We start from the raw sequence: 23,181 nt of genomic DNA on the forward strand, positions 1-23,181 counted from the left end.
ATATTAGGTTAATATTAAGGGGTTGTTAAAAACTCATGCCGATTGTGGATAAGTTTGCCTTTCATTTTCTAATCTAAATGCCAATCTTTGTATCTCCCTTTTAGCAAAAAAAGTTATTTTCATAACACTATAAAAGTCAAAACACTATGTCTGCAACAGAGCCAATTTTACAAGAAAATAAAAACAGATTTGTAATATTCCCGATAAAACACCACGATATTTGGGACTGGTATAAAAAAATGGAGGCGAGTTTTTGGACTGCCGAAGAGATAGACCTGCACCAAGACCTTAATGATTGGAATAATAAACTGAGTGATGATGAAAAATATTTCATTAAGCACATTCTTGCATTCTTTGCAGCATCTGATGGTATTGTAAATGAAAACCTTGCCGAGAATTTTGTAAACGAGGTGCAGTATGCCGAAGCAAAATTCTTCTATGGTTTCCAGATTATGATGGAAAACATACACAGCGAAACCTATTCGCTACTTATAGATACGTATGTAAAAGATGAGGAAGAGAAAGATGAGTTGTTTAATGCCTTAGAAGTGTTTCCTGCAATCAAGAAAAAAGCAGACTGGGCATTAAAATGGATAGAGAGCGATTCTTTTGCCGAAAGGCTTATTGCTTTTGCTGCGGTAGAAGGTATTTTCTTCTCGGGAGCATTTTGTTCAATATTCTGGTTAAAGAAAAGAGGGCTTATGCCAGGGCTTACGTTTTCTAACGAATTAATTTCTAGAGATGAAGGTGTACACTGTGATTTTGCAGTACACCTACACAACCATCACTTAGTAAATAAAGTGCCAAAAGAAAGAATAAGAGAAATATTGATAGATGCACTTAATATAGAAAGAGAGTTTATAACAGAGTCGTTGCCAGCGAGCCTTATTGGTATGAACTCTACATTAATGACACAGTACCTAGAGTTTGTTACTGATAGGCTTTTAGTAGAGTTAGGTTGTGAGAGAGAGTATAATGCAACTAATCCATTCGATTTTATGGATATGATATCCTTACAAGGAAAAACTAACTTCTTCGAAAAAAGAGTTTCAGAATATCAAAAAGCAGGTGTTATCAATAAAGAAGGTGGCGATTCGCAAAAAATTAGCTTCGACGCTGATTTTTAATAACAATTTACTTGTTGCAAATGCTAAGGTGTTTGCTATTATTAACCCAAAAAATATTGCCCTATGTATGTAGTAAAAAGAGACGGACGCAGAGAGCCGGTAATGTTCGATAAAATAACCGATAGAGTAAGAATACTATGCTATGAGCTTAGTGATCTTGTAGATCCTGTAAAAGTAGCCATGCGTGTTATAGAGGGGTTATATGATGGAGTTACTACTTATGAGTTAGATAATCTTGCTGCAGAAATTGCTGCCGCTATGACGGTTAGTCACCCAGATTATGCACAGTTAGCAGCCCGTATATCGGTATCTAACTTGCATAAAAACACTAAGAAATCATTTTCGGAAACCATGTCCGATATGTATAATTATGTAAACCCAAGAACAGGGCAAAAATCGCCTTTGCTTTCTGATGAGGTTTACAAAACTATTATGGAAAATGCTGAGTTTTTAGATTCGAGCATTATATATAATAGAGACTTTAACTACGACTACTTTGGATTTAAAACACTAGAGCGTTCGTACTTGTTAAAAATAAACGGAAAAATTGTAGAGCGACCACAACATATGTTAATGCGTGTGTCAATAGGGATACATCTTGATGATATAGATGCAGCTATAGAAACTTATGAGCTGATGTCTAAAAAATTCTTTACCCATGCTACGCCTACGCTTTTCAACTCGGGTACGCCTAAGCCACAAATGTCATCATGTTTCTTGCTTACCATGAAAGATGATAGTATAGATGGTATATATGATACACTAAAAAGTACAGCAAAAATATCGCAATCTGCGGGTGGTATAGGTTTATCTATACACAACGTTAGAGCTACAGGTTCATATATTCGTGGTACTAATGGTACGTCAAACGGTATTGTGCCTATGCTACGTGTGTTTAATGATACAGCACGTTATGTAGATCAAGGTGGAGGTAAGCGTAAAGGTAGTTTTGCTATTTATATAGAACCTTGGCATGCTGATATTTTTGATTTCCTTGAGTTACGTAAAAACCACGGTAAAGAAGAAATGCGCGCCCGTGATTTGTTTACGGCTATGTGGATGCCAGATTTATTTATGAAACGTGTACAAGAAGATAGTACATGGACATTAATGTGCCCTAACGAGTGCCCAGGATTATGCGATGTGCATAGTGAGGAGTTTGATGCACTTTACCTTAAATATGAAGCAGAAAATAAAGGTAGAAAAACCATTAAAGCCCGTGAACTTTGGGAGAAAATACTAGAGTCGCAAATAGAAACAGGGCTTCCTTATATGCTGTATAAAGATGCAGCTAACAGGAAATCGAACCAAAAGAACTTAGGTACAATACGCTCATCTAACCTGTGTACTGAGATTATGGAGTACACAGCACCAGATGAAATAGCAGTATGTAACCTTGCTTCTATATCATTACCAATGTTTGTAGAAGAAGGCGTGCTTAACCATGAGCACCTGCATAATGTAACTAAGCGTATTACCCGTAACCTTAACAAGGTTATAGACAGGAACTATTACCCAATAGAAGAAGCACGTAACTCTAATATGCGCCACCGTCCTGTAGGGTTAGGTGTACAAGGGCTTGCCGATGCACTTATATTAATGCGTCTTCCGTTTACTAGTGATGCAGCTAAGAAGATAAACCAAGAGATATTCGAAACCATATATTTTGCAGCCGTTACCGCTTCTATGGAAATGGCTAAAGAAGAAGGAGCTTACTCTAGTTTTGAAGGTTCGCCAATATCGCAAGGAGAATTCCAGTACAACCTTTGGGGCTTAAAAGATGAAGATCTTAGTGGTCGTTGGGACTGGGCATCACTTCGTAAAGAAGTTATGGAGCACGGTGTGAGAAACTCACTACTTATGGCACCAATGCCTACAGCATCTACTTCGCAAATATTAGGTAACAATGAGGCATTCGAACCTTATACATCTAATATTTATACAAGAAGAGTACTTTCGGGTGAGTTTATTGTGGTAAACAAACACTTACTACGCGATTTAGTAGAACTTGGTATTTGGGATGATAACCTGAAACAAGAACTAATGAGAGCTAATGGCTCTGTACAAAATATAGAAGGCATACCAGAAGATATAAAAGAGCTATACAAAACGGTATGGGAGATGAGTATGAAAGACATTATAGATATGTCGCGCCAACGTGGTTACTTCATCGACCAGTCGCAGTCGCTTAACCTGTTTATGGAAAATGCTACCTTTGGTAAGCTTACCTCTATGCACTTTTATGCATGGCAAAGTGGCTTAAAAACAGGTATGTATTACCTAAGGACTAAGAGTGCTGTAGATGCTATTAAGTTTACGCTTAATAACGATAAAAAAGCAGTAGCAGTACCCGAAGCAGTAGCAGCTGAGGCACAACCGATAGCAACTACCGAGTTTCAGGCAATGATTGAGCGTTCTAAAAATGCTGATCCTGATGACTGCGAAATGTGTGGTTCTTAATTTTTAGAATTAAATAAAAAATATATAAACTATAGAAGGAGCAAGGTTACTGCTCCTTCTTTTCTTAACACTGAATAATGGATCAAACAATACCGTCGTCATTTTTTGTAACAGAAGATATGCAGGCTTCTTGGGGTAAAAGATTAGGTAACCTTCTTATTGATATGATAATAAGAGTTGTGCTTGTAAATTTACTAGACTTAATTGGCTTGGGGCTTTTTTATATTTTTGATTACGATTCGATGATTATGTGGACTACTAACTTAGATCCATTGCAAGGCTTCTTTCTGAGTATTTTAATTGTAGCCAGTTATTATATTATTATAGAGGTCTCAACGCAGCGAACTATAGGTAAATATATTACAGGTACTAAAGTAGTGTGTTATGATGGTACTAAACCCGATGCTAGAACAATAGCATTAAGAACGGTATGTAGATTTATACCTTTTGATGCTTTTTCATATTTTGCAGCTAACCCGAGAGGGTGGCATGATAGCCTTAGTAAAACCTATGTGGTAGATGTAAAAGAATATGAAGCAGCATTACAATTAAAAAAGTCGTTTAACGAGATAGGTAACGAAGAAGTGCTTTAATAGCCATAAATAAACCAATATGACAAAAGAAAAAAAAGCCGTTTATACGGGAGTGATAGCGCAGGATGAAGATGGTAACTACTTTTGTGGTACATACCTATTAGATTATCAAAAAGTAGCTTCGGGATTTAAACTAGACGACAAGATAACGATAAAAACCATTATCGAAAACCCGAGTGATAAAAGTCAAGAAAAATACCCTATGAAATCGAAAGATTTTGCATTGGCAAACAAGAAAAAATGGGTTAAAGATGATAGTCCAGAAGCTGAAGAAAATTAGAGAATAAAACCATCGACCAATATGATGCAATGGGAACAACTACTGTCGTTAAAAAGGCAGGGCGATACAAGTAAACGTTTACGAAAAGAACAAGACGATACCCGTTTGGGTTTTGAGGTAGATTATGACCGTATTATATTCTCATCGGCTTTTAGAAGCCTACAAGATAAAACACAGGTAATACCCTTATCTAAAACAGATTTTGTACACACGCGTCTTACACACAGTCTCGAAGTATCAGTTGTTGGGCGTTCGCTAGGCAGGCTTGTTGGTAAAAAAATTATCGAGAAGCATCCGTATCTGCAAGATATACACGGTTTCCAAATGAACGATTTTGGTGCTATAGTCGCTGCGGCAGCTTTGGCACACGATATTGGTAATCCACCCTTCGGGCATTCGGGAGAGAAGGCTATAGGCGAATATTTTAAAATAGGTAAAGGGAAGCAGTATAAAGACCAACTTACCGATAAAGAATGGCAAGATTTAGTCGATTTTGAGGGTAATGCCAATGGGTTTAACTTGCTTGCTACATCGCGCCCAGGTATAGAGGGTGGTTTACGATTATCCTATGCTACACTGGGGGCTTTTATGAAATATCCTAAAGAGTCGTTGCCTAAAAAGCCTACGGCTAATATTGCCGATAAAAAATATGGTTTCTTTCAATGTGATAAAGTTTACTTTGAAGATGTAGCCAAAGAGTTGGGGCTTATTCGTAATAAAACAGGTAATGATATTGGTTACGAACGCCATCCGTTGGCTTACCTTGTAGAGGCTGCCGATGATATTTGTTATACCATTATCGATTTTGAAGATGGTATCAACCTTGGAGTTATATCAGAAGATTTTGCGTTAGAATACCTTATAAAGTTGGTTAAAGACAATGTACAAGTAGAAAAATATAAGAGCTTAAAGACTAAAGAGGATAGGGTGAGCTACTTGCGCGCCTTAGCTATTAGTAGTCTTATAAATGATGCTGTAAAGGTATTCTTGGATAATGAAGAGGCAATACTTGCTGGTAAATACCCTTATGCACTAACTGATCAGGGTAAATATACTGCCCAGATGCGTGATATAATTAATATTAGTGTCGAAAACATATACCAGAGTCGTGAGGTGGTAGAAAAAGAAGTAATAGGCTATCGTATTATAAATATACTGCTCGATACTTTTTGTACCGCATACAACAATAAGTATGATGGAAAAGAGAGTAATTATGACAAGTTAGTATTAAAAATGCTACCCGAAAAATTTGTTACAGATAAAATGAATTTATATGACAGGTTACTGCATATATCGCATTTTGTATCGACATTAACCGATGGTAAGGCGCTATTACTTTATAATACTATAACAGGAGTAAAATAGATTTTTGGATTATCAGGTTTTCTAATTATCAGATAATCCAAAAATTTAAAAAGTATACGTTACGCCCACACCAAGCATTTGTTTTAGTTGTAGTTTAGGACCTACTTTTATAGGTTCGCCATTTACCTCTTCGGTAGCTTTTATATCATCATCATAAATGATATGTGCGCCAATGTTTGCTTTTACATATTGATTTACGGTCATGTCTAAAGACCATTGCCAGTCGATATCAATATTCCCAAATTTATTAATGTAATCGGTGTAAAAGCTAATGCGATGATCGAGTACTATGTTTTTAAATATTTTACGCTTTATACTGTTGGTAATTAATATACCCAGCTCTGTACGTGATTTTTTACCTTCACTTATCAATTTACCTTCCTCATCATACACAGCAGCACGTACCCCAAAAGCACCCTGATTAGCAAGTGTTTGGTTTAGTACTAATGTGGTTTTATCGGTAAGAGGAGAGAAGTAAGCATTTAAACCTAAATCTTTACGGATGTATTCGCCACCAACCCCAAGAAAAATATAGGCAGGTGCAAAAGGTGCCGAAATTTCATCGGTAGTATTAGGGTAAGCATATCCGTTAGTAAATTGCGTATTAAAGTTAAATTTGGCACTATAATACCAATGCGATATGGTATCACTTCGGTAACCAAAGGTAGAGGTAAGCTGTATTTGGTCGTCAGTTTTTCGTGTTTCTTGTCCTTCTTGGCTATTAAACCCGTATCTAACTACCAGCTCGTTATCCCAATTAAGGTTACCTTTATTATAATTACGATCAAATTCACCTTTTCCTAGTATGGTAACCGAGTTATTACCACCCACGCTCCAGTTTACAAAAGCAATTTGAGACACATCAAGCCCTACTTTATTCGTTTTTTCCCAATAAGTAATAGAGTCGGGTAGGGTAATGGCAATAACTTGCGAATGTATGTTCTGCATAAATGCTAATAGCAATAGTATTGTAAAACAGATTTTAAACTTCATTAAATGTGTAGTTTTTAATAGATGCGGTGCAAAAATCGTTATTTTAGGTAAGCTGCAAAAATTTCTTTTAGGCTTTTAACGTCAATACCACAGTATTGTTGTAGTTGTGCTGTAGTTCCATGCTGTATAAATACATCAGGAATGCCTAAAATCTTTACAGTTCCTTTATAATTGATATTTAATGCATGGGTAGCAATACTACTACCAAACCCTCCTGTAACACAACCATCTTCAACCGTTATAATAGTTTCATGAGTATTGAAGATATTTTGCAAGGCTTTTTTGTCTAATGGTTTTATAAACCCAAAGTGATAGTGCGAAAATTGCTCAGGATGCTCTATATGGGCAAGTGCCTTAGCTACATTATTACCAATAGTCCCTGTAGTGAGTATAGCAACTTGTGAGCCTTTTTGTAATTGAATAGCTTTACCTATTTCAGTTTTTTCAAAAGGCAGTTGCCAGTTGGTGTTTTCGCTTCTTCCGCGTGGGTAACGTATGGCTATAGAGTGCGGTAACCCTAATTGAGCAGTATATAATATATTACGTAGTTCGCGCTCATTTAATGGAGCAAAAACAATCATGTTAGGAATACAGTTGAGATAGGCAATATCAAAAACCCCATGATGCGTCGCACCGTCTTCGCCTACCAGTCCTGCACGGTCAAGACAAAAAATAACAGGCAAGTCTTGTAGTGCCACATCATGTATTACTTGGTCGTAAGCACGTTGTAAAAATGTAGAGTATATATTACAATATACAGTCATGCCCTGTGTTGCCATACCTGCCGCAAGAGTTACGGCGTGTTGTTCGGCAATGCCTACATCAAAAGCTCTATCAGGGAAAGCTTCCATCATAAACTTCATAGAGCTACCCGATGGCATAGCAGGCGTAATGCCTATAATTTTATCGTTTTGCTTGGCAAGTTCAACTAAGGTGAGTCCAAAAACATCCTGATATTTAGGCGGTAGGTTTTCATCTGATTTGGGTAATATTTCGCCCGTTGTTTTGTCAAATTTACCAGGTGCATGATATTTTACTTGGTCTTCTTCGGCTTGTTTTAGCCCTTTGCCTTTGGTGGTAATAATATGTAAAAACTTAGGACCTTTTATAGCTTTTAGTCTGTCTAATTCTTTTAATAAAGCGTTTAAATCATGCCCGTCAACAGGACCTGTGTAATCAAAGTTAAGCGACTTTATCATGTTGTTTTGCCGTGGGTTACGCCCTTCCTTTACTTCGGTAAGGTAGTTTTTAAGCGCACCCACACTGGGGTCTATGCCTATGGCATTGTCATTGAGTATAACTAATAAATTCGCATCAGTAACACCTGCATGGTTAAGTCCCTCAAACGCCATGCCCGATGCAATACTCGCATCGCCTATTACCGCTATATGGCACTTCTCGGTATCGCCTTGCAGTTTAGAAGCTATTGCCATACCCAATGCTGCCGAAATAGATGTAGAGGAATGCCCAACGCCAAAAGTATCATATTCACTTTCGCTACGTTTTGGGAAACCACTTATACCACCCCATTGGCGGTTAGTGTCAAATTTATCTTTACGTTCGGTAAGTATTTTGTGTCCGTATGCCTGATGCCCTACATCCCAAACCAATAAGTCATTAGGAGTATTAAATATATAATGTAAAGCAATAGTAAGTTCTACCACACCAAGGCTTGCGCCAAGATGCCCTTCTTTAACCGAAACAATATCGATAATAAAATCGCGCAACTCGCTGGCAAGTTGTGGCAACTGTTCGGAACTTAGTTTGCGTAAATCGTTAGGCGATTGTATGGTGTCGAGTAGCTTTTGCATGGGTGCAAAAATACAATATTTCCTTTTGAGTTACTTATTGCGGAGGTGTTATAATAGTATCACCCTGAATGTGATTGCTTTCCTCTTTTTTAGGCTCAAAGTCAAGAGCAACTTCACCTACTGTAGTGAGTGTTGGTAGTCCTTCAGGTTTTTTTATTGTTTTGCATTTAGGAACGCTGTCACGTTCATAAACCACCATTCCGTCCATAAATTCTCCTTTTTTAGGTATAGGTGGTGGAGGTAAGTCTTCAATAGTAATATTATCAATATCCTGAACAACTGTCGTTGCTTCTTCTTCCTCAATTACTACATTTTCAATTTTTTGTTTGTTTCCTGCATTATCCGAACAGCTTAACAGTGTAGTTCCCATTGTAAACAACAATGCTAATAAGAATATTTTATGGAACTGTGTCTGCGAAAACAGCATCTGAGAGGGAATAGTTATAGTAATACGTTTTACCTGATCTGTACGGAAGTGCCCGCAAACGCTTTTGCCTTCTTGGGCGATGAGGTAATTTTTTATTTCATTATCAGTCATTTTAGAAAAATCAATGACAGTTTTACTACAATTATCGCAAAAACGACCTGTGTCGTTTGGGGTCATTTCACCCCAATTTTCATTACACGGTTCGGGAATAGAAATTTTGTAATTGTTCATAAGCAAGGAGATTGGTTGTGTAAGGATAACGTTTAAATTATTGATAATCGTATTTTTGTGCTTATGGAAAATATTTTTACCGACGACTATTTTATGAGAAAGGCTTTGCAAGAAGCCGAAACCGCTTTTGAAAAAGACGAAATTCCTGTAGGGGCGGTGGTAGTAATCAATGATAAAGTAATTGCCCGAAGTCATAACCTTACGGAGTTACTGCACGACGTGACGGCACATGCCGAAATGCAGGCAATAACCTCAGCGGCAAATTTTCTAGGAGGTAAATACCTTACGGGCTGTACACTTTATGTAACGCTCGAACCTTGCCAAATGTGCGCGGGGGCATTATACTGGAGTCAGGTTTCTAAAATTGTTTTCGGAGCTTCAGACGAGCAACGTGGGTATAGGGCTATGGGTACAAAACTGCACCCAAAAACCGAAGTAGTTCACGGTATAATGGCAGAGGAATGTAGCGACTTAGTGACCTCTTTTTTTAAGAAAAAGAGGAGGTAATTAAAAATGTACTTCGACTACGGTCTTTAAAAAATTAATCATAAATTTAGTACAATATTTTTATGCTGCTTTTGTTATCATGTTAAGCTATAAAACAATAGTTGCCAACGCATTAAACCTTCCAATTATGAAAAGCCTTAAACTACTGCTGTTCTTTGCAGTATCACTGCTCATTGTTTCTTGTTCTAAAAAATCAGGAGAAGATTTTGATTCCGACCCATCGTTGTATGGCGAATATATTAACAATTATACATCGGGGTTAATTTCTACAAAAGCAGACATTCAGGTAGGGCTTACTTTTACTAACGATGATTGGCAGTTAGATAAAGAACTAGATGACGACTACTTTAGCATCTCACCAAGTATTGATGGTAAGGTATTATTGGTAGGTAGTAATACTATAGCTTTTCGCCCTGACGAAAGACTAGAGGAGAATAAAGAGTATCGCGTTACCCTGCACCTTTCTAAAATTACCGATGTTCCTAAAAACTTAAAGGATTTTAATTTTAGGATAAAAACACTAGAGCAAGACTTTAAAGTTACTACGCTCGACCTGCAATCGTATAGTAAAGATTTTCAGTACCTAAACGGAGTACTGAATACCAGTGATGTTATGGATGCCAAGACGGCGAAAAAACTGGTGAGGGCAGAGCAAGAAGGCAAGCAGCTACCCATAAGGTTTGATATGAAAAAGGGTGATGCAACAGAGTTCTTTTTTGTGATAGACAGTATAGAACGTAAAATAGACGATAGCAAAATACAAATACATTGGAACGGCGAAGCCATAGGCATAGAAAAAGCAGGTGTAGAAGAATTTGAAATTGCGGGTAAAAACAACTTTAAGGTAATTAGTATGGATATAGGTCCTGGTGATAACCAGTCGTTATTCATTAATTTTTCTGATCCTTTACGCAAAGACCAAAACTTTGATGGTCTTGTAGCGGTAGAAAATGCCAATAACCTCAAGTATGCCGTAGATGGTAACTTGCTTAAAGTGTTTTTTGGAGAACCACTTACAGGTACACGTTTGGTCGAGGTTTTTCAGGGTATAGAAAGTATTGAGGGGTATAAAACAAAAGCGATGCACTCAGCACGCGTACTTTTTGAACAAAAGAAACCCGAAGTGCAGTTCCTTAAAAGCGGAACAATATTACCTACATCAAGCAATTTAAAAATCAACTTTCAGGCGGTTAACCTAAAAGCAGTAGATGTAAAGGTATATCGCATTTATCAAAACAATGTATTACAGTTTTTACAAGATAATGATATAAACGGAGCGAATAACTTACGTAAAGTTGCCCTGCCCATAGCTAAAAAGAAAATTGTACTTAACAATGATAAAATGGCTAATTACAGCCGTTGGAATCCGTATGCGCTCGACCTTTCCTCATTAATAAATCCTGAACCAGGGGCGATATATAGAGTAGAGCTATCGATAAAAAAATCGTACTCTTTATACCGTTGCGGAACAAGTAGCGATGAAGCCGAAACCGAAGAGGAGGATGAGAATGAAGATGCTGAATTCTATTCGAACTTTGATAACGAGTATTATAATTATTACGACTATGACTACGCTTATAACTGGAGCGAGCGCGACGACCCTTGTAGCAAGTCGTATTTTTATAATAAAAAAATAGCGACTAATGTATTGGCGAGCGACTTGGGTGTTATTGCCAAAGGAGGCGAAAACAGTAACTATTTCTTTGCGGTAAGCAGTATTACCACTACCAAGCCTATTAGCGGAGCGAAAATAGAGGTCTATAACTTTCAACAACAAAAAATAGCTTCGGCAGATACTGACAGCGAGGGTACAGCAAAACTATCGTTAGACAAACGTGCTTTTTTTGCTATAGTGAAGAAAGATAATAACACCACTTACGTGAAAATGGGCGATGGTAATTCGCTTTCAGTAAGTAATTATGATGTAGATGGTACACGCCTGCAAAAAGGGCTTAAAGGCTATGTATATGGCGAGCGTGGTGTGTGGCGACCAGGTGATACGCTGTTTATTGGTTTTATACTGAATGATAAAGCAGCAAAATTACCGCCTTCGCACCCTATAAAATTAAAACTGAGCGACCCTAATGGTAAGTTGATACACCAAGCAGTACAAACATATAACGAAAACAATCATTATAAATTTATAGTACCTACAGAGGCTAATGCCCCAACAGGTAACTGGGAAGCTGTAGTAGCTGTAGGAGGAGCTAAGTTCTATAAGCGTATAAAGATAGAAACTATAAAGCCTAACAGGCTGAAAATAAAAAATGGTTTTGAGGGTAAAGTGCTTTCTGCTCACGAAAATAACACAGCAAACCTTGAAGTAACTTGGTTGCACGGTGCTGTGGCAAAAGACCTAAAGGTAGAAATGCAGGCTAAGTTTATGAAAGATGCAACAAGTTTTAAGGGATATACTAATTATATTTTTGATGACCCTGCACAAACTTTTACAACTGAAGAAGTAAACATCTATTCCGGTAAGGTAGATGCTACTGGTAAAGCAACGGTAACACTAAAACCATCGTTACAGTCAAGTGCACCAGGGATGCTAAAGGCTGCTATTATTACCAAAGCCTACGAAAAGGGCGGCGATTTTAGTACCGATGTTATCACGGCTTCTTATTCGCCATATAAAAGTTATGTAGGGGTAAAAATGCCTGAACCAAACAAATATGGCATGATTGAAACAGGAAAAGACAACCGTTTTACTATTGTGTCGCTTACCGAAAACGGAAAGGTAGAACCTAACCGCAAAGTAGATGTACGTATATATAATGTAAAATGGCGTTGGTGGTGGGATGCCACACATAATAATGTGTCATCATACAATTCGGCATTATCTAACGTACCTTATTATTCTAAAACCGTAACTACCGATGCTAAGGGTAAAGCATCATTTATATTAAATGTACCTGAAAACGACTGGGGGCGTTATTTAGTCCGTGTAACCGATGTAGAAAGCGGACACTCGGCAGGGGAAACCGTATATATGGACTGGTCATACTGGTCAGGGCGTACAAAAAGCGGAGGCGGAGAAGAAGCGGCTATGCTGGTATTTGCTACCGATAAAGAAAAATATTCGGTTGGTGAAAAAGCCGTAGTTACATTCCCGTCAAGTGAAGGAGGACGTGCACTTATCTCAATAGAAAATGGCTCTGAAGTGGTGGAAACCTATTGGGCAAGCACTGCTAAAGGCGAAACAAAAGTAGAAGTACCGATAACCGCAAAAATGGCTCCGAATGTATATGTAAATGTTACGTTGTTACAACCTCATGCCACTACTAAGAATGATGCACCTATACGAATGTATGGTATTGTACCAATAGAAGTGGTAGATAAAAACACGATTCTCGAACCACAAATAAGTATGCCTTCGGTATTAAAACCAGAGCAGAAAGCTACTATAAAAGTAAGTGAGAAATCAGGCAAGGCTATGACTTATACGGTAGCTATTGTAGATGATGGCTTGCTCGACCTTACCCGTTTTAAAACCCCAAATGCTTGGGATGCTTTTTATGCAAAAGAAGCATTGGGCATAAAAACATGGGATATTTATGATGATGTAATAGGCGCATATGGCGGTAAGGTAAACCAAGTATTCAGCATAGGGGGAGATGAAGATCTTGGCGGAGGTAAGGCTAAAAAGGCCAACCGTTTTAAGCCTGTGGTTATCTATATGGGGCCTTATACACTTAAAAAAGGCGAAACACAAAGCCACAATATAACCTTACCTAAATACATAGGCTCAGTACGTACTATGGTAGTGGCTGCTAATGAAGATAAGAGTGCTTATGGTAGTATCGAGAAAACTACGCCTGTTCGCAGTCCGTTAATGTTGTTGGCATCGCTTCCGCGAAAAATTACACCAGGTGAAAAAGTGACGCTTCCCGTGACGCTTTTCGCGATGGAGGATAATATTAAAAATGTAACCTTACAGGTAAAAACTAATAATGGACTGAAAGTAGTGGGTAGTGCTTCGCAAACTGTATCGTTTGCACAGCCTGATGAAAAAATAGCTTATTTTGAGCTTGAAGTAGGTAATGTAACGGGCATTGGTAAAGTAACTGTTACAGCACAATCGGGTAGCGAAAAAGCAAGTTACGATGTAGAACTCGATATAATGAACCCGAACCCTGTTACCCAAAACTTTAAAGAGCTGGTAATAGAAGCAGGAGCTTCGGGTACTATTGATTGGGAAGCTTTTGGTGTAGCGGGTAGTAACAAGGCAAGACTAGAAGTATCGTCATTCCCATCAATCGACTTTAACCGTAGGCTGGATTATTTAATACAATATCCACACGGTTGCTTAGAACAAACAACCTCAAGTGTATTCCCGCAGTTGTACCTAACCGATATAGCCGATATTGATGAAAAAAGAAAACAAGACATACAGCGCAATGTATCGGCAGGAATACAAAAACTAGCAAGCTACCAAATAGGTAACGGAGGTTTTGCCTATTGGTCAGGAGGTACACATCCTAACGATTGGGGTTCTAGTTATGTAGGTCATTTCTTTATAGAAGCAGAGAAAAAAGGCTATACATTGCCGTTAAATGCTAAAAAGCAATGGTTGAGCTATCAAAAGAAAACGGCGAGGCAATGGCGTTATGATAGTTATTATCATAATGATTTTGCACAAGCATACCGATTATATACTTTGGCATTGGCGGGTTCGCCCGATTTATCATCAATGAATAGGCTGCGCGAAACGCAAGGTATTTCTAACGATTCAAAATTACGACTGGCAGCAGCCTATGCCCTTGCAGGACAAAAAAGTGCAGGCTTGGCACTGCTCAACCAAAGCTCGCTTGATATAAATACACAAGGTTACCGCTATTACTATTATGGCTCCCCCGAACGTAATAGGGCTATGGCACTCGAAACACTTATTTTGTTAGGAGAAAAAGAAAAGGCTTTCCGTATTGCCAACCAGCTTGCCGATAAAATGTCATCGCGCCAATGGATGAGTACCCAAACAACGGCATACTGCCTGTACTCAATGTCCAAGTTTGCAAAATCTAATGGGACTAAAGGTATTGATGTAGCTTATACTACCAAGGGTAAAACACAGACTATAAAGACAGGCAAAACATTTGCTGACAGGGTATTGCAATCTTCGGGTAATAATACCGTAGCAATACGTAATAACAAAGAGGGTACACTCTATGTAAAAGTTATTTATAGCGGCATATTGCCTGTAGGACAAGAACAGGAAGAAAATAGAGGACTTAGTACTGTTATTACCTTTAAAAATAGGGAGGGTAATGTCATTAATCCGTCGCAGTTGGCACAGGGAACAGAATTTGTAGCCGAAGTAACCGTACTGAACCAAAAAGGCGAATATGTTGATAATATTGCGCTTACGCAGATAATACCGTCAGGGTGGGAAATTGTAAATACTCGCTTTACCGACTTTGGTGCGTTTGCTGATAATAAAGCTGATTATATTGATATTAGAGATGATAGGGCTAATTTTTACTTCCCATTAAAGGCTCATGAATCTAAAAAATTCAGAGTACTGCTTAATGCCAGTTATCTAGGTCATTATTACCTACCGGGTGTACAGTGCGAAGCAATGTATGATAATGACTTTTTAGCCCGTACCAAAGGGCAATGGGTAAATGTGGTGAAATAAAAATTTGATATGAATAAAATAGAATTATATTTTAAAAAGAGAGCTAGAGCTAGGAGAATAAAGAGGCTTAAAAACTCTATTGCGCCCTATTTAAAAAAAGATTTTGGAGTCGAATTAAATTATAAGCTTTGGACAACAAAAGGAGCTCGTTTTTCTGCAAGTAGAAGAAATAAAATACAGCATGAATTATCATCACGTACTTTAGCGTACCTATCAGCATACTTGATAATCATTGGACTTCTTAGCGCATATGAAATAAAAATTTCTGGATTTGATTATGAAAAATATGTTGCATTTATTACTACATCTATAGCAATATTGATTTTAGTTTTTACACATTTTGAAACATCGAAAGAATATGCAATAAAATCAGAGAAGTTGCATCAATGTTCATTAGAAGTAGGGGAACTATATAATGAGCTTAGAATGATTAAAACATTTGATACAATACAAAATAAGGAAGATAGAATATCTAGGGTTTCAAAAAAATATGAAAAAATTTTGCAGAAGTATGAAAATCATACTTCTATAGATTTTGATATGTTTACAACTGCGAAATCAGATTATTTCAAGTTGTCATGGTTTGATATTAAGTTAATTAAGATAGAATTTTATATACTAGTTAAACTTAAGTACCATATTTTCATGTATTTCCCATTGCTATTTATAATTTATATTATAATTAAAAGTCTATTTAATTAATAAATTCATTTAGTAAATGTGCTAAAGTTAAGTTTAGATTGGATTAAAAAGAACAAAATAAAATCGGTTATCGCACTCGCTTTGCTAGTATGGTATTATTGCTGCCTGCCCAAACAGCTTTTTAATAATCCGTATGCAACGGTTATCGAAAGCAGCGAGGGCGAACTCTTAGGCGCGCGTATAGCAAAGGACGGGCAATGGCGTTTTCCTGAGCAGGACAGTGTGCCGTATAAATTCAGGAAGTGTATTGTTTATTTCGAAGATCAGCATTTTTACAGCCATCCCGGTTTCAATCCTGTTTCTATAATAAATGCTATAAAGCAGAATTATAAAGCAGGTAAAGTAGTGCGCGGAGGTAGTACACTAACGCAACAAGTAATACGACTTTCCCGAGAAGGGAAAAAACGTAGTTATATCGAAAAATTAACTGAGCTAATACTCGCTACCCGTTTGGAGTTTCGCGATACTAAAGACGAGATATTAGGGTTATATGCAGCCCATGCGCCTTATGGGGGTAATGTTGTAGGGTTAGAAATGGCATCATGGCGGTACTTTGGCGTGCAGCCGCATCAACTTTCGTGGGCAGAGTCGGCTACATTGGCGGTACTGCCTAATGCTCCCGCACTCATCTATCCAGGGCGTAATCAGGATGATTTACGCAACAAACGCAACAGGTTACTTAAAAAACTATATACGGAGGATGTAATTGATAAAACTACTTACGAATTATCATTAGAAGAAGAACTCCCTCAAAAGCCGTTTGACTTACCCGAAACCGCTCCGCATCTTTTACAAAACATTGCAAAATCGCAGGAAGGACATCGTATAACAACTACAGTAAAGAGCGTACTGCAACAGCGTGTAAACCAAATAGCGAAACGTTATTATAACGAATACAGACAAACCGAAGTATATAACCTTGCTGTACTGGTTGTAGATGTAGAAACCCGCGATATTATTGCTTATGTAGGTAACTCGCCCACGGATAAGCTCCATCAAAAAGATGTAGATATTATCCCAGCTCCGCGGAGTACGGGGAGTATATTAAAACCCTTTTTGTTTGCTAGTATGCTCGATGCAGGCGAACTGTTACCAAATACGCTAATAGCCGATATACCTACACAGATATCGGGTTATAGTCCCAAGAATTATAATCATACCTACGATGGTGCTGTGCCGGCACAAAAGGCTTTATCGCGTTCGCTGAATATACCTGCTGTACTCATGTTGCAGGATTTTGGTGTATATCGGTTTTACGAACAGTTGCAACGTTTTAAATTGCGAGATGTTAATCAGCACCCGAACCATTACGGGTTATCACTGATTTTGGGTGGTGCCGAGTCGAACCTTTGGGATTTGTGCCGAACATACGCGGGACTAACGGGTACACTCAACCATTTTACGACGCATGATGCTAAATACCGTAAAAATGAATTTGCTGAACTCAACTGGGACAGTAAAGTAAAGCGAAATTTTGGAAAGGAAACTTTTAATAAACCCCAGCTTGGCGCAGGAGCTATATGGCTTACCTATAACGCTATGAAGGAGGTAAACCGCCCTGAAGGTGATGAGGCATGGCGTTTTTATGATTCCTCGCTTGAAATTGCATGGAAAACGGGCACGAGCTTTGGTGGTCGCGATGCTTGGGCTATCGGTACAAGTCCGCGTTATGTAGTAGGTGTTTGGGTAGGTAATGCGTCAGGCGAGGGTAGACCATCGCTTACGGGGGTGGGGAGTGCTGCTCCTATGTTGTTTGATGTGTTTAACCTGTTGCCACGTCAGCCATGGTTTAAAGCACCGCTTAATGATTTGGAAGAGGCTCATATATGCAAGCAAAGTGGTCATCTTGCAGGGGAGCATTGCCCCGCTGTAAAGCAATGGATACCTATAACAGGTAAAAATACAGATGTATGCCCCTATCATAGGTTGGTTAACCTCGATGCTACAGCGCAATATCAGGTAAATAGTAGTTGCGAAAGTGTGAGTGATATGATAACCAAATCGTGGTTTGTATTGCCCCCTGTAATGGAATGGTATTATAAAAAACAACATATCGATTATGCTACTTTGCCACCATTTCGTAGTGATTGTAACGGAGCGATGAGTACTACTATGGGCTTTATTTATCCTAAAGATAACGGAAAAATTTATCTCACAAAAGATTTTAGTGGTAAGCTACAGCCTTTTATACTAAAAGCAGCGCATACTAACCCTGATGCAAAGGTGTTTTGGTATTTAAATGACAGGTATCTGGGTGTAACACAAACGTTTCATGAAATGCCTGTAGAAGCCAAAACAGGAAAATATTATATTACTATTACCGATGAGAATGGTAATGAACTTAATAGACGTATAGAAATAGTATCGCAGTAATTATTCGGTTACTGTATCGTTGCTTTTCGCGAAAGCTCTTTTGTTGAAAACAATCAATATACCTACACCTATAGAGATAGCAGCATCAGCTACATTAAAAATAGCATTAAAGAAAGAAAATTCATTTCCTCCTATAAAAGGTATCCATTCGGGAAAATGTGCTTCTTTAATAATAGGAAAATAAAACATGTCTACTACCTTACCATGAAAAAGTGTTCCGTATGGCTTTTCGGCGAATAGTGTGGCTATATGGTTTTCAGAGCTGTAGTCGAAAATAATACCATAAAAAACGGAGTCGATTATATTACCAAAAGCTCCTGCAAGTATTAGCGCGATGGGAACAATAAGGTAGTTAGAATACTTTTTCTTTACAGAGTCTTGCAACCACCAGCCTATACCTATAACAGCTACAATCCTGAAAAGGGTTAATATTAGCTTACCATAAGAGCCTGGTATTTGTGCACCCCATGCCATACCATCATTTTCAATAAAGTTTATTTGAAACCATTCAAGGTCTAAAACATTTACAAATTCATGAAGTTTGAAATTTGTTTTTATATATATTTTAGAAATCTGATCTATTAATAATACAATTATGGCAATGATATAGGCTTTCTTTAGCGACATTCTAAGATTTTTACGGACAAAAATAAGTGAAATAATTAAATAATCCTGATTTATTATAAGAAGTCCGAAGATACAGAAATTGATGATTAATCCTAAAGGATACCATCTTTTTTACTATAACTTCGGACTTATTGTCTTTCGGTAAAAAAACCGCCCTATATAGGCGGCAATTATTATATTATCGTTGTAAATTCTTGGCTTCTATGCTCATAGTAGCATGTGGTACCAATTTTAACCTTTCTTTACCAATAAGCTTTCCTGTAACTTTACATATTCCGTATGTTTTATTCTCAATACGGATAAGTGCATTTTTAAGATCGCGGATAAATTTTTCTTGGCGGATAGCAAGTTGAGAGTTTGCCTCTTTACTCATTGTTTCGCTGCCTTCTTCAAAAGCCTTAAATGTTGGCGATGTATCATCGGTGCCATTGTTAAGGTCATTCATATACGCACTACGAATAAGCTCCAAATCAGCTTGGGCTTTATCTATTTTTTTTGTGATTAATTCTCTGAACTCCGCTAAATCAGCGTCAGAGTATCGTATTTGCTCATCTACCATATTCCAATTATTTTGAAATTAATACTAAGGTTTTTATATCATCAAATTCTATTTCTATTCCGTTTGTAATCTCATTCTTAAATATCAACTCTTCGGTAAGTGTTTCCGACTTTATGTAATCCTCATTTGCTGTTACCGCACTTTGCAGTGCTTCATCCGATTTAAGGAATACTTTTATTTTATCGGTTACTTCAAAACCTGAATCTTTTCTCAAATTTTGTATCCTGTTTACCAACTCTCGGGCTATACCTTCTTTCTTTAAAACCTCGGTTATAGTTATGTCTAGCGCTACGGTTATTCCGTTGGCATTGGCTACTAATAACCCTTCTATATCCTGTGAAGAAATCTCCACATCTCCCGATGTTAAATTAATACTTTTTCCTGAAATTTCAATATCGATACTTCCAGTTTTGTCTATAATAGCGATCTGTTCTTGTGAGAAATTTTGTATCTCTTTGGAAACCAATCCCATATCTTTCCCGAAACGTGGTCCTAATGCTTTAAAATTAGGCTTAACCTGTTTAACTAGTACGCCCGAAGCATCGTCTAACAACTCTATTTCTTTTACGTTTACCTCTGCTTTTATCAATTCTGAAACGGCTTCTATCTCAGCTTTCTGCTTCGCATCAAGTACCGGAATCATTACCTTTTGCAGTGGTTGACGCACTTTTATCATTTCCTTTTTTCGGAGTGATAACACTAACGATGATATTGTTTGTGCTTTCTCCATTCTGCTTTCTAACGATTTATCAACAAAGTTATCAGCATAGGCTGGAAATTCCGCCAAATGTACACTCTCAAAGCCTTCTGACTGTGAAGCCTGTGTTAAATCTTTATAAAGCCTGTCCATAAAGAATGGTGCTATTGCCGATCCTAGTTTAGCAACTGTTACAAGGCAGGTATATAGTGTTTGGTATGCTGCAATTTTATCTTCAGCATATTCGCCTTTCCAAAAACGACGACGGCATAGCCTTACATACCAGTTACTCAGGTTTTCCTGCACAAAGTCAGATATTGCTCGTGCAGCCTTGGTAGGTTCATACTCGGCATAGTAGCTATCTACATTTTTTATAAGTGTGTTTAGTTCGCTCAATATCCAGCGGTCTATCTCTGGTCTTTTAGCAATTGGTATCTCTGGTTCTGCATACGTAAAGTTATCGATATTAGCATATAACGCAAAGAACGAGTAGGTATTATATAGTGTTCCGAAGAATTTTCTTCGCACTTCGGCTACACCTTCTATGTCAAACTTCAGGTTATCCCAAGGGTTAGCATTGGCTATCATGTACCAACGGGTAGCATCAGGACCATATTCGGCAAGGGTAGTAAAAGGATCTACGGCATTGCCTAGTCTTTTACTCATCTTTTGTCCGCTCTTGTCAAGCACCAGCCCGTTACTTACTACGTTTTTATAGGCTACTTTATCAAAGACTAAAGTTGCTATGGCGTGTAATGTATAAAACCATCCACGGGTTTGGTCAACTCCCTCTGCGATAAAGTCAGCAGGGAAAGCGGTATTATTGTCTATTAATTCTTTGTTTTCAAACGGATAGTGCCATTGTGCATAGGGCATAGAGCCACTATCAAACCAAACATCTATAAGGTCGGCTTCACGTTGCATTGGCTTACCAGATGGCGAAATCAGCGTAATAGCATCTACTACATTTTTGTGTAGGTCGACTAAGCTGTAGTTTTCCTCGGTCATGTTACCTGCCTCAAATCCTTTAAACGGATTCTCGGTCATTACACCCGCAGCGATAGCTTTTTCTATTTCGTTGTATAGCTCTTCTACAGAGCCTACCATCATTTCTTCGGTTTTGTCTTCCGTACGCCATATTGGTAACGGAATACCCCAGTAGCGTGAACGCGATAAGTTCCAGTCGTTAGCATTTTTAAGCCAGTTACCAAAACGTCCTTCACCAGTAGCTTTGGGTTTCCAGTTGATGGTTTCGTTAAGGTCGAACATTTTCTCCTTAACATCGGTTATTTTAATAAACCAACTATCTAGTGGGTAGTATAGTAACGGCTCATCAGTACGCCATGAGTGTGGGTAACTGTGCACATATTTTTCTACTTTAAAGGCTTTATTCTCCTCTTTTAGTCGGATAGCAATCTCTACATCTACCGATTTTTCTGGAGCTTCGTCTTTATCGTAATACTCGTTCTTTACGTATTTACCCGATAGGTCTCCCATACCCTCTATAAAGCGCCCTTGCATGTCTACCAGTGGTACGGCAGTACCGTTAGCATCTAGTACAAGCATTGGTGGTATTTCTGGCTGCGCTTCTTTGGCTACTTTGGCATCATCTGCACCAAAGGTAGGGGCAGTGTGCACTATACCTGTACCATCCTCTGTAGTAACAAAATCACCTGCTATTACACGGAATGCATTTTCTGGGTTTTGGTATGGTAATGTATAGGGTAATAGTTGTTCATATTTTACACCTACCAAGTCTTTACCTTTGGCTTCGGCTAGTATTTGGTAAGGGATTTTTTTATCTGACGACGTGTAGTTTTCAAAGTCTGCATCTTCGGTACTTTCAAAGTATTTACCAGAGAATTGCTTGCCAACAAGACTTTTAGCTAATACTACATTGATAGGTTCAAAGGTGTATTGGTTAAATGTTCTAGCTAATACATAATCAATTTTTGGACCTACGGTTAGGGCAGTATTACTAGGTAATGTCCAAGGTGTAGTTGTCCATGCCATGAAATCTATTGCTCCGAAGCCTTTAAAGGCTTCTGGTAAAGTATCGGCAATAGTTTTAAACTGTGCTACTATAGTAGTATCAGTTACGTCGCGGTAAGCACCAGGTTGGTTTACTTCATGCGAGCTTAACCCTGTACCTGCTTTTGGCGAGTAAGGTTGTATTGTGTAACCTTTATAAATAAGTCCTTTGTCGTATATCTGTTTTAGTAACCACCATACCGTTTCCATGTATTTTGGTTTGTAGGTAATATACGGGTCTTCCATATCTACCCAGTAGCCCATTTTTTCGGTAAGGTCGTTCCATACATCGGTATAGCGCATTACGGTGCGTTTACACGCTTCGTTATACTCTTCTACAGATATTTTTGTACCAATGTCTTCTTTAGTAATACCAAGTTCTTTCTCTGTACCTAGCTCTACAGGCAGTCCGTGAGTGTCCCATCCTGCTTTACGTTTTACTTGAAAGCCTTTTTGGGTTTGGTAACGGCAAAAAATATCTTTAATGGCGCGCGCCATAACGTGGTGTATTCCTGGGAGTCCATTTGCAGATGGTGGTCCTTCATAAAATACATATTGTGGCTTACCCTCGCGGGTGCTTACACTTTTTTCAAAAACGTTCTCTTTCTTCCAAAATTCTAGTACTTCTCCTGCAACAGTAGGCAGGTCAAGTCCTTTATATTCAGTAAACTTCTTGCTCATTTTAGTCCTTATAATAATCAATTTGCGAAAGTAAGGATTTTTTTTATGTAATGGTAGTTATTGCTGTATATAGGGCAGATTT

At 38.1% G+C, this 23,181-nt stretch carries 15 protein-coding genes; 9 read left to right on the forward strand and 6 right to left on the reverse strand.

Annotated features, from left to right (window positions below; genetic code table 11):
- Positions 1-146: 146 nt before the first annotated feature.
- The 5 genes from DVK85_RS07435 to DVK85_RS07455 all read left to right on the forward strand — a co-directional run bounded on the left by DVK85_RS07435 (position 147) and on the right by DVK85_RS07455 (position 5,825).
- Positions 147-1,127, forward strand: a complete 981-nt coding sequence (locus DVK85_RS07435) for a ribonucleotide-diphosphate reductase subunit beta (RefSeq protein WP_114677842.1) — start codon at positions 147-149, stop codon at positions 1,125-1,127.
- Positions 1,128-1,190: 63 nt separating this feature from the next.
- Positions 1,191-3,587 (forward strand): ribonucleoside-diphosphate reductase subunit alpha, encoded by a 2,397-nt coding sequence (locus DVK85_RS07440; protein ID WP_114677843.1) that lies wholly within the window; start codon positions 1,191-1,193, stop codon positions 3,585-3,587.
- 77 nt (positions 3,588-3,664) lie between these two features.
- Entirely contained in the window at positions 3,665-4,180 is a 516-nt protein-coding gene (locus tag DVK85_RS07445) for an RDD family protein (protein WP_114677844.1), read from the forward strand.
- 19 nt (positions 4,181-4,199) lie between these two features.
- Positions 4,200-4,460, forward strand: a complete 261-nt coding sequence (locus DVK85_RS07450; RefSeq protein ID WP_114677845.1) for a hypothetical protein — start codon at positions 4,200-4,202, stop codon at positions 4,458-4,460.
- 24 nt (positions 4,461-4,484) lie between these two features.
- Positions 4,485-5,825: a deoxyguanosinetriphosphate triphosphohydrolase gene (locus tag DVK85_RS07455; RefSeq protein ID WP_114679003.1), complete on the forward strand. Its 1,341-nt coding sequence runs from the start codon at positions 4,485-4,487 to the stop codon at positions 5,823-5,825.
- A 45-nt stretch (positions 5,826-5,870) separates the two neighbouring features.
- Here DVK85_RS07455 and DVK85_RS07460 read toward each other — a convergent pair whose 3' ends face one another.
- The 3 genes from DVK85_RS07460 to DVK85_RS07470 are packed head-to-tail and all read right to left on the reverse strand — an operon-like array spanning position 5,871 to position 9,287.
- On the reverse strand, positions 5,871-6,818 hold the full coding sequence (locus tag DVK85_RS07460; RefSeq protein WP_114677846.1) for a DUF3078 domain-containing protein: 948 nt from the start codon (positions 6,816-6,818) through the stop codon (positions 5,871-5,873).
- A gap of 38 nt (positions 6,819-6,856) precedes the next feature.
- Complete coding sequence (locus DVK85_RS07465) at positions 6,857-8,629, reverse strand: 1-deoxy-D-xylulose-5-phosphate synthase (RefSeq protein WP_114677847.1); 1,773 nt, start codon at positions 8,627-8,629, stop codon at positions 6,857-6,859.
- Positions 8,630-8,663: 34 nt separating this feature from the next.
- On the reverse strand, positions 8,664-9,287 hold the full coding sequence (locus DVK85_RS07470; protein WP_114677848.1) for a hypothetical protein: 624 nt from the start codon (positions 9,285-9,287) through the stop codon (positions 8,664-8,666).
- Between the two features lie 63 nt (positions 9,288-9,350).
- Between DVK85_RS07470 and DVK85_RS07475 the strand changes: the two genes are divergently transcribed.
- The 4 genes from DVK85_RS07475 (at position 9,351) to pbpC (ending at position 18,504) form a co-directional block, all read left to right on the forward strand.
- Positions 9,351-9,794 carry a nucleoside deaminase gene (locus DVK85_RS07475; protein ID WP_114677849.1) on the forward strand — a complete coding sequence of 148 codons (444 nt, stop codon included), beginning with the start codon at positions 9,351-9,353 and terminating at the stop codon, positions 9,792-9,794.
- Between the two features lie 127 nt (positions 9,795-9,921).
- A complete protein-coding gene (locus DVK85_RS07480) occupies positions 9,922-15,429 on the forward strand; it encodes an alpha-2-macroglobulin family protein (RefSeq protein ID WP_114679004.1) in 5,508 nt (1,835 codons plus the stop codon).
- A gap of 9 nt (positions 15,430-15,438) precedes the next feature.
- Complete coding sequence (locus tag DVK85_RS07485; RefSeq protein WP_114677850.1) at positions 15,439-16,131, forward strand: SLATT domain-containing protein; 693 nt, start codon at positions 15,439-15,441, stop codon at positions 16,129-16,131.
- A gap of 18 nt (positions 16,132-16,149) precedes the next feature.
- Complete coding sequence (gene pbpC / locus DVK85_RS07490; protein WP_240339613.1) at positions 16,150-18,504, forward strand: penicillin-binding protein 1C; 2,355 nt, start codon at positions 16,150-16,152, stop codon at positions 18,502-18,504.
- Here pbpC and DVK85_RS07495 read toward each other — a convergent pair whose 3' ends face one another.
- From DVK85_RS07495 to ileS, 3 genes are all read right to left on the reverse strand, one after another.
- Entirely contained in the window at positions 18,505-19,131 is a 627-nt protein-coding gene (locus tag DVK85_RS07495) for a lipoprotein signal peptidase (protein WP_114677851.1), read from the reverse strand.
- Between the two features lie 178 nt (positions 19,132-19,309).
- Complete coding sequence (locus DVK85_RS07500; RefSeq protein ID WP_114677852.1) at positions 19,310-19,690, reverse strand: TraR/DksA family transcriptional regulator; 381 nt, start codon at positions 19,688-19,690, stop codon at positions 19,310-19,312.
- A 7-nt stretch (positions 19,691-19,697) separates the two neighbouring features.
- Positions 19,698-23,099 carry an isoleucine--tRNA ligase gene (gene ileS, locus DVK85_RS07505; RefSeq protein ID WP_114677853.1) on the reverse strand — a complete coding sequence of 1,134 codons (3,402 nt, stop codon included), beginning with the start codon at positions 23,097-23,099 and terminating at the stop codon, positions 19,698-19,700.
- Positions 23,100-23,181: the final 82 nt, after the last annotated feature.

It is taken from the genome of Flavobacterium arcticum, from assembly GCF_003344925.1.
GTDB lineage: Bacteria > Bacteroidota > Bacteroidia > Flavobacteriales > Flavobacteriaceae > Flavobacterium > Flavobacterium arcticum.